General features: G+C 29.9%; 20 protein-coding genes. 6 read left to right on the top strand and 14 right to left on the bottom strand.

Going from position 1 to position 14365, the window contains the following annotated elements; translation table 4 throughout:
• Positions 1-229: 229 nt before the first annotated feature.
• The 3 genes from NPA07_RS00235 to NPA07_RS00225 all read left to right on the top strand — a co-directional run bounded on the left by NPA07_RS00235 (position 230) and on the right by NPA07_RS00225 (position 4234).
• Positions 230-781 carry a class I SAM-dependent methyltransferase gene (locus tag NPA07_RS00235; RefSeq protein WP_235659539.1) on the top strand — a complete coding sequence of 184 codons (552 nt, stop codon included), beginning with the start codon at positions 230-232 and terminating at the stop codon, positions 779-781.
• Positions 781-1650 (top strand): hypothetical protein, encoded by an 870-nt coding sequence (locus NPA07_RS00230; protein ID WP_235659540.1) that lies wholly within the window; start codon positions 781-783, stop codon positions 1648-1650. Before NPA07_RS00235 ends, NPA07_RS00230 begins: the two co-directional genes overlap by 1 nt.
• Before the next feature lie 208 nt (positions 1651-1858).
• Positions 1859-4234 (top strand): phosphoketolase family protein, encoded by a 2376-nt coding sequence (locus NPA07_RS00225; protein ID WP_126118171.1) that lies wholly within the window; start codon positions 1859-1861, stop codon positions 4232-4234.
• A gap of 225 nt (positions 4235-4459) precedes the next feature.
• Here the strand turns inward: NPA07_RS00225 and NPA07_RS00220 are convergent, their stop codons facing one another.
• From NPA07_RS00220 to NPA07_RS00190, 7 genes are all read right to left on the bottom strand, one after another.
• Positions 4460-5251, bottom strand: coding sequence for an MIP/aquaporin family protein (locus tag NPA07_RS00220; RefSeq protein WP_126118172.1), 792 nt, complete (start codon positions 5249-5251; stop codon positions 4460-4462).
• A gap of 795 nt (positions 5252-6046) precedes the next feature.
• A complete protein-coding gene (locus NPA07_RS00215; protein WP_256553130.1) occupies positions 6047-6184 on the bottom strand; it encodes a hypothetical protein in 138 nt (45 codons plus the stop codon).
• On the bottom strand, positions 6165-6308 hold the full coding sequence (locus NPA07_RS00210) for a hypothetical protein (RefSeq protein ID WP_256553115.1): 144 nt from the start codon (positions 6306-6308) through the stop codon (positions 6165-6167). The genes NPA07_RS00215 and NPA07_RS00210 overlap by 20 nt, the downstream gene beginning before the upstream one ends.
• Positions 6296-6424 (bottom strand): hypothetical protein, encoded by a 129-nt coding sequence (locus NPA07_RS00205; protein WP_256553167.1) that lies wholly within the window; start codon positions 6422-6424, stop codon positions 6296-6298. Before NPA07_RS00205 ends, NPA07_RS00210 begins: the two co-directional genes overlap by 13 nt.
• The gene (locus NPA07_RS00200; RefSeq protein WP_256553212.1) at positions 6403-6573 is read right to left on the bottom strand and encodes a hypothetical protein; all 171 of its coding nucleotides are present in this window, start codon (positions 6571-6573) and stop codon (positions 6403-6405) included. The genes NPA07_RS00205 and NPA07_RS00200 overlap by 22 nt, the downstream gene beginning before the upstream one ends.
• Positions 6558-6941, bottom strand: coding sequence for a DDE-type integrase/transposase/recombinase (locus NPA07_RS00195; RefSeq protein WP_256553211.1), 384 nt, complete (start codon positions 6939-6941; stop codon positions 6558-6560). Before NPA07_RS00195 ends, NPA07_RS00200 begins: the two co-directional genes overlap by 16 nt.
• Positions 6942-7051: 110 nt before the next feature.
• Complete coding sequence (locus NPA07_RS00190; protein WP_256553178.1) at positions 7052-7303, bottom strand: hypothetical protein; 252 nt, start codon at positions 7301-7303, stop codon at positions 7052-7054.
• A gap of 310 nt (positions 7304-7613) precedes the next feature.
• On the opposite strand from NPA07_RS00190, the gene dhaK reads away from it, so the two are divergent.
• Genes dhaK through dhaM form a run of 3 tightly spaced genes read left to right on the top strand, consistent with a single transcriptional unit; the run spans position 7614 to position 9577 of the window.
• Entirely contained in the window at positions 7614-8591 is a 978-nt protein-coding gene (gene dhaK / locus NPA07_RS00185) for a dihydroxyacetone kinase subunit DhaK (RefSeq protein WP_126118175.1), read from the top strand.
• 2 nt (positions 8592-8593) lie between these two features.
• On the top strand, positions 8594-9187 hold the full coding sequence (dhaL, locus tag NPA07_RS00180) for a dihydroxyacetone kinase subunit DhaL (protein WP_126118176.1): 594 nt from the start codon (positions 8594-8596) through the stop codon (positions 9185-9187).
• Positions 9188-9577: a dihydroxyacetone kinase phosphoryl donor subunit DhaM gene (gene dhaM / locus NPA07_RS00175; RefSeq protein ID WP_126118177.1), complete on the top strand. Its 390-nt coding sequence runs from the start codon at positions 9188-9190 to the stop codon at positions 9575-9577.
• A 265-nt stretch (positions 9578-9842) separates the two neighbouring features.
• On the opposite strand, the gene NPA07_RS00170 is transcribed toward dhaM, so the two are convergent.
• From NPA07_RS00170 to NPA07_RS00140, 7 genes are all read right to left on the bottom strand, one after another.
• A complete protein-coding gene (locus NPA07_RS00170; RefSeq protein ID WP_256553210.1) occupies positions 9843-10376 on the bottom strand; it encodes an IS1634 family transposase in 534 nt (177 codons plus the stop codon).
• Between the two features lie 254 nt (positions 10377-10630).
• Positions 10631-10888, bottom strand: a complete 258-nt coding sequence (locus NPA07_RS00165; RefSeq protein WP_256553085.1) for a transposase — start codon at positions 10886-10888, stop codon at positions 10631-10633.
• On the bottom strand, positions 10882-11361 hold the full coding sequence (locus NPA07_RS00160) for a hypothetical protein (RefSeq protein WP_256553209.1): 480 nt from the start codon (positions 11359-11361) through the stop codon (positions 10882-10884). The genes NPA07_RS00165 and NPA07_RS00160 overlap by 7 nt, the downstream gene beginning before the upstream one ends.
• A gap of 5 nt (positions 11362-11366) precedes the next feature.
• On the bottom strand, positions 11367-11579 hold the full coding sequence (locus NPA07_RS00155; protein ID WP_256553208.1) for a hypothetical protein: 213 nt from the start codon (positions 11577-11579) through the stop codon (positions 11367-11369).
• Between the two features lie 128 nt (positions 11580-11707).
• Positions 11708-12721, bottom strand: coding sequence for a ZIP family metal transporter (locus NPA07_RS00150; protein WP_126118179.1), 1014 nt, complete (start codon positions 12719-12721; stop codon positions 11708-11710).
• Positions 12722-12752: 31 nt separating this feature from the next.
• Entirely contained in the window at positions 12753-13490 is a 738-nt protein-coding gene (locus tag NPA07_RS00145; RefSeq protein ID WP_126118180.1) for a YebC/PmpR family DNA-binding transcriptional regulator, read from the bottom strand.
• Positions 13491-13505: 15 nt separating this feature from the next.
• Positions 13506-14306, bottom strand: a complete 801-nt coding sequence (locus tag NPA07_RS00140) for an NAD+ synthase (protein WP_126118181.1) — start codon at positions 14304-14306, stop codon at positions 13506-13508.
• Between the last annotated feature and the right edge of the window lie 59 nt (positions 14307-14365).

Raw genomic sequence — 14365 nt, 5'->3', positions numbered from 1 at the left:
ATTTTAATAGAAAAAATTTGTTTTTCAACTATTATTTTTTAATTTCGCTTGCTTTTTTTGACTGAAAAGGCTGTTTTATAGGTTTTTCGGTAAAAAATTAAATACTAAATATTTTTTGCAATTAAAAGCAAATTAAATTTATGTTAATATATTATAATTTTAATATATAACTAAAATTTAAATTTATAAGAAATATTAAATAATTATTCATTTACAAATAGGGGGCATTATGTTTGGCTCATTAACAGAAAAAAATATTAAAGATATTATTAAAAAAGAACAACTTACTGAGATTAAAAACTTGATTAAATACATTGAAAAAAATCCTAAATTTATGGATGTTAAATCAATGTACCAACTAGCTCAATATGCTAACTTTTTACGACTTGGTCAAAAGCCTTTTTATGCTGATGATAGCTTATTAAATTCAATTTTTAAAAGACTTCCAAACATCAGAAGTAAAGAATTAACTATTGTTGATCCTTTATGTGGAGTTGGAATATTTTTACCTCTTATTATTGAAAAATACGGAGACAAAGACAAATTAAGTATTACTTTTTATGATACAGATGAAGACACAATAGCAATTGCTCGTGCATTGTCAAAAATGATTAAACTTAAGATTACTTTTGGTGTAAGTTTTCAAAAAGCAGACTTTTTAGCAAAAAGAACTAATGAGCCAATTGACTTATTAATTAGTGATTTACCAAACACAAGAATGTCTCATCCGGTTTTACAAAAGAAAACAAATTTTTACAAAGCCTTGCACCATTGTACCTAATGCAAGGTAAGAAGTGAGCTAAATATTTTGTTATTGTGCTTACAAAAAATTTTGTATCAACAAATGAATACCAAGAATTAAGAAGAGAAATTTCAAAATACACCATTGATCACATTATTGACCTTGACACACTTGGATACAATGGAATTAATAATGAAAATATAATTCTTTTTGCTAATCTTTCTAAAAAGGTTTCAATGAGTAATACTACAATTGTTTATTCAGCAAGATTTGAAAAAATGCATGAAATCAACCAAAGATTTTTAACTTCAAAAACATATCCTAATTGAATTCTATATCGTAATAGTTTCTTTAATTCAATTGCAAGAAGAATGAACTTTAATTCATTAAATATAATGAAGAATTCAATCCCACAAACAACATATAATGAAAGTGAATCAGTTTGATTAATTCAACCTTCAAACTTAAATTCAAACAACGAATATGTTAAAAATAATGATGGTAGCGACTTGTTCGTAAGTTTAAATTCAATTAAGCCTAATACAAATTTAGCTAAAACTTTAAGCCGTGAAGACTTGTACATCCTGTTTATGAACCCAAACCAAATTTCAGTTACTCGTAAACCTGCAAATACTGCTGTTAGCGACAAACTTTATATGCTTGAACCACTTACAAAAATTAGTGAAAAAGACCTTGAATTTTTCAATTCAAAAGATTTTAGACACTTTTATCAAATCGCAACAAACTTCTCATCTCGTTCAAGTTCGGTTGATACTTCGAGTGTGTTTTACTTTGGTCTTCTTCAAGAAGAAGATTCTCAACAAGATAATTCACAAAGTGAAACACAAGAATACGAAGTTAAAGATGACTTTGACATTGACACCAAGGAATATGAAAGCAGTTTCTAACATACCACTTATCCTAACACAGTTAGGATTTTTATTTTTAATATGTTACTTATGTTAATTATCAATATTAGTCTTAAATTAAGATATAATTTTTTAGCAATTTGTAAGTAACAAAAGCGGGAGAATACAAATTTGTCAATCTATTCCTCTGGTTACTAAACCAAACTTTAGAAAGACTAACAAATGCAAAAAATAATAAGGAGATCAAATGAACAAAAAAGAATTTGATAGTAAAGAATACCTTGAAAAAGTTCATGCTTGATGAAGAGCTGCAAACTATCTTTCTGTTGGTCAAATTTACTTAAGAAACAATCCTCTTTTAAGACATCCTTTAACTTCTGAGGATGTTAAAGTTTATCCAATTGGTCACTGAGGTACTATTTCAGGCCAAAACTTTATTTATGCTCATTTAAATAGAGTTATTAACAAATATGACTTAAACATGTTCTATATTGAAGGACCAGGACATGGCGGTCAAGTTATGACATCTAACTCATATTTAGATGGCAGTTACACTGAATTATTTCCTCATGTAACACAAGATGAAGCAGGAATGCAACACTTATTTAAATACTTCTCGTTCCCTGGTGGAACAGCATCACACGCTGCTCCTGAAACACCCGGTTCAATCCATGAAGGTGGTGAATTAGGTTATGCCATTTCACATGCAACAGGTGCAATTCTTGATAACCCACAAGTTATTGCTGCAACAGTTGTTGGTGATGGTGAAGCTGAAACAGGACCTCTTGCCGGAAGTTGATTTTCAAACTCATTTATTAACCCAGTAAATGATGGTGCTGTATTACCAATTCTTCACTTAAACGGTGGTAAGATTTCAAACCCTACAATTTTAAGCCGTAAAAGTAATGAAGAATTGCAACAATACTTTAAAGGTATGGGATGAGAACCTTATTTTGTTGAAGGTGACAAGCCAGAAATAATGCATGAATTAATGGCTAAAACCTTAGATGAAGTAATCGAAAAAATTCAATCAATCCAAACAAAAGCTCGTAAAAAAGAAGCAGAAAAAGCTAAAAGACCAATCTGACCTATGATTGTTTTAAGAACACCTAAGGGTTGAACAGGTCCTAAATCGTGAAACAAAGAAGCTATTGAAGGTAGTTTCCGTGCTCACCAAGTTCCACTTCCAATTACATCTGAAGATATGGAACATGTGGCAGAACTTGAAAAATGATTGAGATCATATAAACCTGAAGAATTGTTTGACAACAAAGGTAAACTAGTTAAGGAAATTGCTGCACTTGCACCAAAAGGTAAAAAGAGAATGGGAGTTAATCCAATTACCAATGGTGGAATTAACCCTAAAGTTATGAAACTTGGAGACTGAAGAAAATTTGCTCTTCAATTTGACAAACCAGGTTCAGTTGTTGCACAAGATATGGTTGAATTAGGTACATATTTTGCTGACCTTGTTAAAAGAAATCCAGATAACTTTAGAATTTTTGGACCTGATGAAACTAAATCAAATCGTTTATATAACTTATTTAAAGTTACAAACCGTCAATGAATGGAAAAAATCGATTCTAAGTTAGATGAAGCTCTTAGCCCTGCAGGTAGAATCATTGACTCACAACTTTCAGAACACCAAGCAGAAGGTTTTCTAGAAGGTTATGTATTAACAGGCCGTCATGGTGTGTTTGCTTCATATGAATCATTCTTAAGAGTTGTTGATTCAATGATTACACAACATATGAAGTGATTAAGAAAAGCAAAAGAAATTGTATGAAGAAATGACTACCCATCGTTAAATGTTATTGCAACTTCAACTGCTTTCCAACAAGATCATAATGGTTACACGCACCAAGATCCAGGGTTAATTGGTCACCTTGCAGACAAAAGACCTGAATTAATTAGAGAATACTTACCAGCTGATACAAACACATTATTAGCTGTTATGGATAAAGCATTCAGTGAAAGAAATGTTATTAACTTAATTGTTTCATCTAAACAACCTAGATACCAATTCTATACAGTTGAAGAAGCTGAAAGATTAGTAGAAAAAGGTTTAGACATTATTGATTGGGCTTCAACATGTTCAAGAGATGAAACTCCTGACTTAGTTGTAGTAGCAAGTGGTACAGAACCAAACCTTGAAGCATTAGCTGCTATCTCAATACTTAACAAAGAATATCCAGAACTAAAGATCAGATTTGTTAATGTTGTTGATTTACTAAAATTAAGACATCCAAATATTGATCCACGTGGTTTAAGTGATGAAGAATTTGACGCAATCTTTACAAAAGACAAACCTGTTTTATTTGCTTTCCATGGTTACGAAGGTATTTTAAGAGATATATTCTTTGACCGTCACAACCACAATTTAATTGCTCATGGTTATAGAGAAAATGGAGACATTACAACATCGTTTGACATTAGACAATTAAGCCACATGGATAGATTCCACATGGCTAGTGATGCAGCAAAAGCTGTTTACTGTTCAGAAGCAAAACCATTTATGGATAAAATGGAACAAACTATTCAATTCCACAACAAGTACATCCGTGAAGTTGGAACTGATATTCCAGAAGTTAAAAACTGAAAATGAGAAAGTCTTAATAAATAATTAAATCCCGAAAAATGAACTTAAAAAGGTTCATTTTTTTGTTTGAATTTTACTGTTGACTAACCAATTTTTCAATTTCCAAAATAAATGAATAGTCCTGTTTTATAGACTTTTTTGTGGATTAAATGACTACTTTTTAAAACTCTAACAGATCTAATTAACCATCATAAAGAAACAAAAAACAAAGCATCAAAAATCATGCTTTGTTTAGCCTAAATATTTATATTACATTGTTGACATTAAGGTTTTAATTAGTAGACCTGAACCTACAACAATAGCTGCTGTCATAGGTGCTAATGTAGGGATTAAGAAACCATATTTAAGGTCTGCTGAATATTCTGCTTTAATTTTTTTAGTTTCTTCATCAATTAAGCTACTTCTAAATGCTGGTAATTTGGTCATTGCATAATAAACAAGTCTTGGACCTAAATCACGAGCAGGGTTAATTGCATAACCTGTTACAGCACCTAATGAAAGACCTATAGCAACAATTGATATTGAAATGTATGGTAATTTATTGTTTACATTAACAACAAAGATTACAATAAGAAGTAATAGTGTTCCGATGAATTCGTATGAGAAATTTCTTACTCATGCATTTCTGTGTGTTGGTCCTGTACAACTTGAACCTTTAAGTGCACTAAAGTCATTTTCTTTAATATGATGTCAGTTTAAAAAGTTAAGAACAACTTGTGCAAATATTGCTCCAGCAAATTGCATTGCAATCATCAAAAAGTAGAGAACAGCATGCAAGTGTGCAAACATGCCTATTGCAAGTAAAGCAGTAATTGTTACCACAGGATTTAAGTGTCCAGGAGCACCGCAAGCATCAGCAATTAATGCTCCAAAAAGCACCGCTAGTGCTCAACCAACAGCAATCATTAGTCAACCACCAGATTTACCATACATTTTTTTGTAATTATTTACAGCACAAACTCCATTGCCAAGTAAGACTAGAACAAATGTTCCAATAAATTCACCAAGCAAATAATGTCAATCAAAAATAATTCCGTTCATATTATTTCATTCCTTTACAATTTTAATTAACAATAAAATTATAAATTATTTTTTGGTGGCATTTTTTGAATGCAAAATTTATATGATTTTTTATGCATAATTACCAATTAAAAAATGTGCCTTGATAATTTTCTTCTATTTTGTCCAATTTTTAAGGTTGTAAAAATTATAGCCAAAACACATAAAAGTTTGGCTATTTTTTAACTAAAACAGCAAAAAAATGTGTTATTTTTTGTTTTTGTGTGTACAACATTAAGGTTTACCGCATTTTTAAATGTTAAATTACATTTTTTAAAATTTTGCATATTAAAACATACAACATCATTAAGAAGTTGCTTTTAATTAATTCATTTTGTCTTCAATCCTAAAGTTTTTTCATAACTTTTGGGGATTGACATCATTTGTTAATTTCTTTTTAAATATTCTTCAATCAACAAATAAATTGTTGATTGAAATAAAAAATAACTTATTTAATAAGTATTGAGCCGTTGGCTCTTATTAAGACCTGTCGGTCTTAAGAAGCAAAACTTCTTTTTGTCTTGCAAGACAGGCTTTCTTCTTTTAAAAAAGAAGAAACAAGAAAAACTTACTTAAATGATTTGTAATTAGCGTCAATAAATTCCTTCATTTCTTTTGTAATATCATTTAACTTTTCAAGATTTTCACTTAATAGTTTTTAATAAATTCAATGTCTTTATTGTTTGGGTTTGCAGAATTCTTAAATATATTTTCAAGTTTTTCAAATGTACTGGATGTTCATGTTCTATTATGAAGCATGGTTTTAATTGTAGGCTCTTACACCTTGATGTTGTGGATCAAGATTTTTGATATTGCATATACATCGATTGCACTCAATTCGTTTCCTTTCGGTACTCTGGCTTCATATTTTCTTTTCCCCTCAACAAAGAATAATTTATTTTCAGGAGTTACCATAAGACTTTGCCTCTCCACTTTCAAACATAGAAACCCTAGCGCCATTATTATCAAATGGAGCAAGATATTTGTTGTCATATCTCACAGTATGATTAACTATTTTTCTTTTAATTACAAGATTCATCTCTTCTTCAAAAATTTCAGTATTTGGCTTTCTAAAAACATTTGATTTTTACTTACTGCTTCGGCCTTTTTAAATTGTTTGTTGTATTCATCAATTAAAAGTTCAATTTTTCCCAAAAGTCTTCAAAACAGTTGATTCCGTTTGTATGAAAGAATGTTCCTATTCATCTTTGCAATGTTCAAAATGATCTTTCAACATTTGGTTTTGCCTTTGGATTCTTGCTTGTTATAAGTTCAATTCCTCTTGCATTTAGTGCTTCTTCCATATTTGTTCTTGTACTATCTGAACCTCAAAAGTTCTTCTTCTATCCGTTATTATTACTTGTGGAATGCCATACCTTTTAAATAATTGTGTTAGAAGATTTTGATATCCAATTGTTGTTTCCTCAATGTCAATTCAGATTGCTAACAAACATTTTGTTGCCGTATCAACAGCATTATAAATATGGTACTTCTTACTTTCTCCAAAAAGATGAAGTGGTGTTGCATCAATTTCAATAATTTGCCCAAAATCATAGTCAGAACTTTTATTTTGGTAAACGCCTTTTAATGGATTTTTATTTAGAATTTTTTCATAAATTTTAATAAACTGTGCCTCGATTTTAGAAATATCTTGACCGTTTTCTAAAAACATTCTTCTTCTCTTAGCCCATTTTTTACTTTTCTCGTTGCATATGAACTACAATAACCAAGTCTAAGCATTCTTTTATAAAAGGTAGTGAAAGGCAACAATTTTTTTCATCATTAGTAAGACTCATTATTGTAAAAATGCAACAAGGCTACACTAAGATCACCTTTTGATATCTTCTCAATATGTTCCACTAATTCATAATATCTATTAGTTAAATCAATAATAACTGAATCACTTACTTTCACACCCCTAAGTTTATTTTTATTACCATGTGATATACTGATTGCATCTTGGTTATTTGTAGATGCAATCAATATTTGATTTCTATATCTTTTAATTGTTTTTGTTGATGTTCTACAACCCAATTTTCCTAATATTTTTGATATTTCTGCATTTGGTCTATTTCAATATTGTTGAATTTTTTAAATCTAAAATTTTTTTATCTTCATAATCAGTTGTTTTACCTGTATCAACTGCTTGAAATCTGGTTTTAATTACAAGATTTTCCATAATTTAAATTCTCCTTTTTAAAATAATAATTGAAACCTAAAAATGGACAAAATAAAAGATAAAAACAGGGTGGACAAAATAAAATAAAACCATTACATAATTACCAATTAAAAAATGTGCCTATTAAAAAGAGTAAAATATTAACAAAATGTATAGGAGATAAATATGAAAAAACTAATTAATCAAGTTGAAAATGTAGTACCTGAAATGTTAGAAGGTCTTGTTTATGCTAGAAAGGATCTTAAAAAAGTTCCTGACTTCAATGTTATTGCTAGAGCAAAGAAAACAAACAAAGTAACATTGATATCGGGTGGTGGTGCAGGGCATGAACCAGCCCATGCTGGCTTTGTTGGTTATGGTCTTTTAGATGCAGCTGTTTCAGGGGAAGTTTTTACTTCTCCAACACCTGACCAAATTCTTAAGGCTATTGAAACAGTTTCTACAAAAGAAGGAACATTACTTGTAATCAAAAACTATACAGGGGATGTAATGAACTTCGAAATGGCAGCTGAAATGGCAGAAGCTAATGGCACAAAAGTTGAAGAAGTTATTGTTGCTGATGATATTGCAGTTGAAAATAGTTTATATACTGTTGGCCGTCGTGGAGTTGCTGGTACAGTTTTTGTACACAAAATTGCTGGTAGTGCTGCAGAAGATGGAAAAAATCTATCAACTGTAAAGAAAATTGCACAAGAAGTTATTGATAATGTTAAAACAATTGGTATGTCATTAGGTGGAGCAACAATTCCGGCAAGTGGCAAGAAGAGTTTTGAACTTGCTGAGGATGAAATTGAAATGGGCCTTGGTATCCACGGTGAACCAGGAACTGCAAAAGAAAAACTTAAGAAAGCAAGCGAACATGTAAGCGACATGTTGGAAAGACTGCTTAAAGAAGTTAATCTAAATGGTGAAGAAGTCGCAGTTCTTGTAAATGGTTTAGGTGGCACAACTTTAATGGAATTAAACATAATTAATAGAGATGTTAATATGCAACTTGAAGCTAAGGGTGTTAAAATCCATAAATCATATGTAGGAAACTATATGACATCTCTTGAAATGCCAGGTTTTTCAATTAGTATTTTGAAATTAAGTAAAACAACTAAGAAATATTTAGACTTTAAAGTAGAAAACAGTATGTTTTAATTATGGAAACAAAAAAAGTATTACACGTATTAAATGAAATTTCTAAAAACTTAATTGAAAGAGCTGATGAATTAACTGAATTAGATCGTTTAATTGGCGATGGAGACCATGGAATTAATATTAAGCGTGGTTTCTCGCAAATTCAACAAGATCTTCCAAAATTTGAATCGAAAAGTGTTGCTGAAGTTTTAAATTCTTGTGCTATGACACTTATGTCAAAAGTTGGGGGTTCATCTGGTCCTCTTCTTGCTACTGCATTTATGAAAGCAGCAAAAGAGCAAACATTGGACAAAATGCTTTTGGAAGCCTCAATAGGAATTGAACAACGAGGTAAGGCACATGTTGGAGAAAAAACTTTCGTTGATATTTTAAGTCCTTTTGTCGCAGAATTTCACAAACTAATTAGCAATGGCACTGAATTCAAAGTAGCTTTTGAATCTTCTTTAAAAATTGCACGTGAAAATTTTGAAAAATCAAAAGATTTAATTGCAACAAAAGGTCGAGCAAGTTATCTAGGAGAAAGAAGCAAAGGTACTCATGACCCTGGTTCGCTGACAATGTTAATTATTTTAGAAACAATTTTTAAGGAGATCTAAGTGATTCATTTTGTAGTTGTTAGTCATAATAAAGCATTAGCTGAAGAGACTATAAAATTAGCAAGCATAATGAAGTATTCAGACTTTAAGATTATTAATGCTTCTGGTTTAAAAGACTCAAGTGAATATGGCACAGATTCAACAATTATTATGGAAGCTATTAATTCAATTGAACCAAGTGAAAATGTTCTTGTTTTTTGTGAGTTAGGTTCTTCACTAATGAACACTCAAATGGCTATTGAAATGTGTGGTCGAAATAATGTTCATTTGGTAAATGGTCCATTTGTTGAATCATTGGTTGTTGCTACTGCATCAAATAATCCTGATAAAAAATTGCAAGATATTCTTGAGGAAATCAAACAAACAAAAGAATTTGAAAAAACCTTATAAAAAATACCTGTGTTTACTTAAATAAGCACAGGTATTTTTTAAAATTTGTAATTTTTCTAAAAACCTGTTTGACAGGTTTTTGGGAAAAAAGTCTTAAAAGTTAAATAATTAAATTAGTTAAATTTACCGTGTTGGTGTATTGCTAATATTAGAGCACATACTACTAGGCCGGCCATGAATGTAATCATAACTTTTTCTTGACTTTGACACTTTAGAAATTCATTTTTTAAAAAAGTCTATAAAATAGGTTTTTATGGAAAGTCTATTATTTAGATTCTAGTAAAACAGGGCCTAATTCATCGACTTTTCCCCATTTAGGAATTATTTGATAACCTAATGATTCTCTTAAATTTGTGTAATCTTCTGGTTCTCTAACTCTTAAAAAGTATTTTTCTTTCTTGTCTAAACTCTCAATAAGTACTATTTTTACCTTTCTCAATGCATCAACAATTCTGTCGGTTGTTAAACTGTTATTAGCCAATGAACTTAATGAAAATTCTATGAATCTTTCAATAACTAATGCTAAATAACAAATCATAAAATGTCCTTCAATTGTTTTTTCTTTTGACAAATAAACTGGTCTAGTTTCAAAAGTTGTTTTTAAAATCCTAAATGATTCTTCAATCTTTCATAAATTTGAATATGTTCTTATTACTGTTTCAATGCTTAAATTTTTGTTGCTTGTATATATTCCGTAAAATCCATCTCATCTTGCATCATCTATAATTTTTCTTCATTTAATGAAATTTCTCCAACAGAATAGTTGACATATTTTTTGCCACTTTTTTAATTCACTCATGGCTTTTGAGCCATTTTTTCAACACAACTTTTGGCTTTTTAATCAGTCTTTCTCTATCACTTTGATCTTTTTTCTTCTTTTTCTGAAAAACTTAAAATTAAATTTCCATCTAATGAATTATCAAGTCCTAATTCATCCTTAATTTTTTTAGTTAATGGTGCTTTTTACATAAAAACCATCAGTTGCTTGCTCATATGTAGCAAGGTCTATAATGCCAGGAACAAGGTTCTTATTTCCTTTAATTTTGTGAGACATTATGAACTCAAAACCATCTTTTTAAGTTCTAAAAGATTAGGACCAGAGTTTAATCCTCTGTCTGCAATAACAGTAATATTTTCAATACCTAATTTTTCCTTAACTTCCTTTATAAAAGGGACAAAAGTTTTAAAATCACTTGTATTTCCGGCAAACAATTTGTAGGCAATTGGAATTCCATAAGCATCAATCATCATCCCAAGAACAACCTGTACATTATTAATTTTTGCATCCTTAGAAAACCCGTAATCTAACAAATCGTTTTTTCTATACTTTCAAAGTAAACAGTTGTAACATCGTAAAATGTTTCTTTTAGGTTTCTATCAAATAGTTTGGCTAATTTTTTGTTGATATGTTCAATGATATCTAGCCTTTCATCACACAAAATTTCAAGGCTTCTGTGGATTGATTTAAGGGTGTCATCATTCTTTATTGTATACTCATCAAAAATATTAAATGTTTTACTTTTTGAACAAGGTTTTAAAAATCTCATTGCGACTAAATTTTGGACAATATTGTTCAAATCGTATTTGATTCTCTTCATATTCTTTGATTTCTCAAAATATTTATCTAGGTCTAACTTTCGGTAAACATTGTTTAGTATTAAATTGCCATAATTTAAAACTTCTAATTCATTCTGATATTTATTGTGTATCTTGTTTTCATCTCTAATATCATATTCACCGTCAATGCTATCGTCAGATAAAACATCTTTAAATGTCCCAAGCATTCTGCCTAAAAGTACTTCTTTTCTTCCTTATCTTTTGAATACTTTTTAAATTCATTTCTCAGGTTTTCTAAAAAATTAGGATCGTTTTCTTCTAATTTGGATAATAATCCCAAATTTTGGACAACCTTATGTTTACAAGATTTGCTTTCTTTATCTCAATAACTTTTCACAATATTAACATATTCTTTATTTCTAACTCTAATAACTTTAACAAACATAATTATATTATACTATGTTTTACTAGAATTACAAGAAAAAATAAAAAATTCATATACTATGTATATGAGCCTTATTTTCAATGTGTTTTAATGGCCAAAGTGTCAAAGTCAAGAGTTAAATAATTAAATTAGTTAAATTTACCGTGTTGGTGTATTGCTAATATTAAAGCACATACTACTAGGCCGGCCATGAATGTAATCATAACTTTTTTAAACATTTTAGCATCATAGTGAGTGCTATAAAATTCAGGCAGAAATTCCATTGTGGCTGTAAAGAAGAATATTCCGGCAATTGTTGCTTGTAAGAATGCCCTTAGTTGTCAAATGTTTTGAATATATTTACCAAGAAATATACCTAGTAGCATCATTGGCAAGAACAAGAATAAACAACCTATTGAGGTACTAATTGCTTTTCAGCGACTAACGCCCATTTCTCTTTGTCTGTAATAAAATACAATTTCTTCTGGTATTAAATGCATTATAAATGAAATAAAGAAAGCAAATCCTAATGTCCCAATCTCTTTATCAACATATAAATTATTTAATGAATATCCTATTAAAAACCCTTCTGGTATTCTATGTGTAAGTAACAAAAGTAAGGCAACAATTTTTAACCTATTGTCAGCTTTAGTTGATGTATTCAAATTGTCCATATGGCTATGTTGTTCATTATCGCCTTGTACATGCTCATGCGAGTGAACAAAAACACTTGCTTTGCTTTTGGCAAGGTGTTTTTTACTTACGCTTTTGACTAAATATTTAATACTAAAAGCAAAAATTAATCCACCAATTAAGCCTGAAACAATTAATAAAATATTTCAGCCATAAGTTGCTCATCTAATTTGACTCAATGTTGCATTAGCACTAAGTGAACTAGGCGCATATGTAGAACTTATTTCTAAAGCTTCTTTTAAAAAACCAAAAAGAGCCATTGTTAAAAAGAAACCAGTTACAAACGCATAAAGTAATGTGCTTCCATTTTTACTAAGTTTTTTCTTAAATAATGGAACAATTAAGGATACTAGTATTGGCACTAAAAATATAATTGCAAATGCAATTAAAATTAAATAAAATTTTGCTGCTATTTCTCTTGTGCCAATTGAAAACGCTCCATTTTCAAGAGCTTTAATAAATTTCTTCATACTAGCTTTCTACTTAAATTAAAAGATGATTCTAGTCTTCTAATTCAATATTGTGATAAACCTCTTGGACATCATCATCGTCTTCAAGTTTATTAATAAATTCTTGAATTCTTTCACTTTTTTCTTTGTCAAATGAAACAGTAGAATTTGGAATATAAGTTACCTCACATTGCATAAAGTCACTAATTCCTAAATTAGTTTCTATTGCACTTTTACATTTTGAAAAGTTTTCAGGTGCAGTGGTAATAATAAATGATACTTCTGTTGCTTCAAAGTCTTCAGCACCATTATCAAGTGCAATCATTGTTAAATCATCTTCGCTTGCTAAATCTTTTGATATTTCTAAAACGCCTTTGTGATCAAAAGCAAAAGGAACTTGACCTGTTTTGCCGAGTGTGGCGTTTTGTTTGTTAAAGTGTGCTTTCATAGAACTTGTTGTTCTATTCATATTATCAGTTAATGTCACAACTAAGAATGAAGCACCGCCACCAATTGTTGCATTGAATAAAACCTCGCTAAAGGTTGCTCCATTTTTTGCCTCGCCTTTGGCTTTAGCTAATGCTCTCTCAATGTTTGCTTTTGGCATATTTTTACTTTTTGCTTTGGCAATAGCTAACTTAAGTGATGGGTTTGTTTCTGGGTCTGCTCCACCTGCATTTGTTGCAGCAACGTAGATTTCTTTAAACATTTTTTGAAATATTTTTCCTCTTGCTGCATCGTTAGCACCTTTTTTATGTTTAATTCCTGCTCAGTGTGAATGTCCTGCCATAAATAATTCTCCTTATTATTTTATGTTTAATATTGTATCAATTTCTTCAGGCTGTTGTGAAACATTTCTTTTATGTTCACTATTTTTATGCATTATTTCAATTTTATCTTTAACTTGTTGATCAATTAATGCACTTGGATCAAGTAAATATGAATCTAAATCCTTATAACTAAAACCTAATTCAGCTTCATCACTTTGGCCTTCTCAAAGACCTGCTGATGGTTTCTTATTAATAATTGAATCAGGTACGTTTAAATATTTAGCCAATTCTTTAACTTCACTTTTAAGCAGTTTGCAAAGTGGTAAAATATCGCTTCCACCGTCCCCATACTTTGTAAAATAACCGATATGCATTTCACATTTGTTACCTGTTCCAGCAACTAAATAATTATTTTCTTGCGCTAGTGCATATAGTGTACTCATTCGTAATCTTGGCTTAATATTACTTAATGCTAAAGGGTTATTAATTTTCTTAATTGCCTGTTTTATAGCCTCATATATATTTTTCAAATCAACTGTAATGAATTTTAAACCAACTGATTTTTCTAATTTTTTAATATCTTCTGCATCACTTTGCATACTGTCAACCGGCATAATAACACCTAGAACATTTTCATTAAAGGCTCTCTTAGCTAACGCTACTACAACCGCTGAATCAATACCTCCACTGATACCTAACACAATACCTTTTGCACCAGCCAAATTAACTTTTTTTCTCATTCATTCAATTAAATAATTTGCATATTTTTCAACTTTTTTGGCATCAAATTCAGATTCATATTTTGATTCTTTTCTTAGACCGATAAATTTACTCATTTTTTCTCTTTCTGCTAATTATTATATTTTAAAAATTAAAAAATGCACTTAATTCAAAT

It is taken from the genome of Mycoplasmopsis caviae, assembly GCF_024498215.1.
Classification (GTDB): Bacteria; Bacillota_I; Bacilli_A; order Mycoplasmatales; family Metamycoplasmataceae; genus Mycoplasmopsis; species Mycoplasmopsis caviae.
Note: the sequence above shows the minus strand (reverse complement) of the source record. Positions and strands in the feature narration are given on the sequence as shown.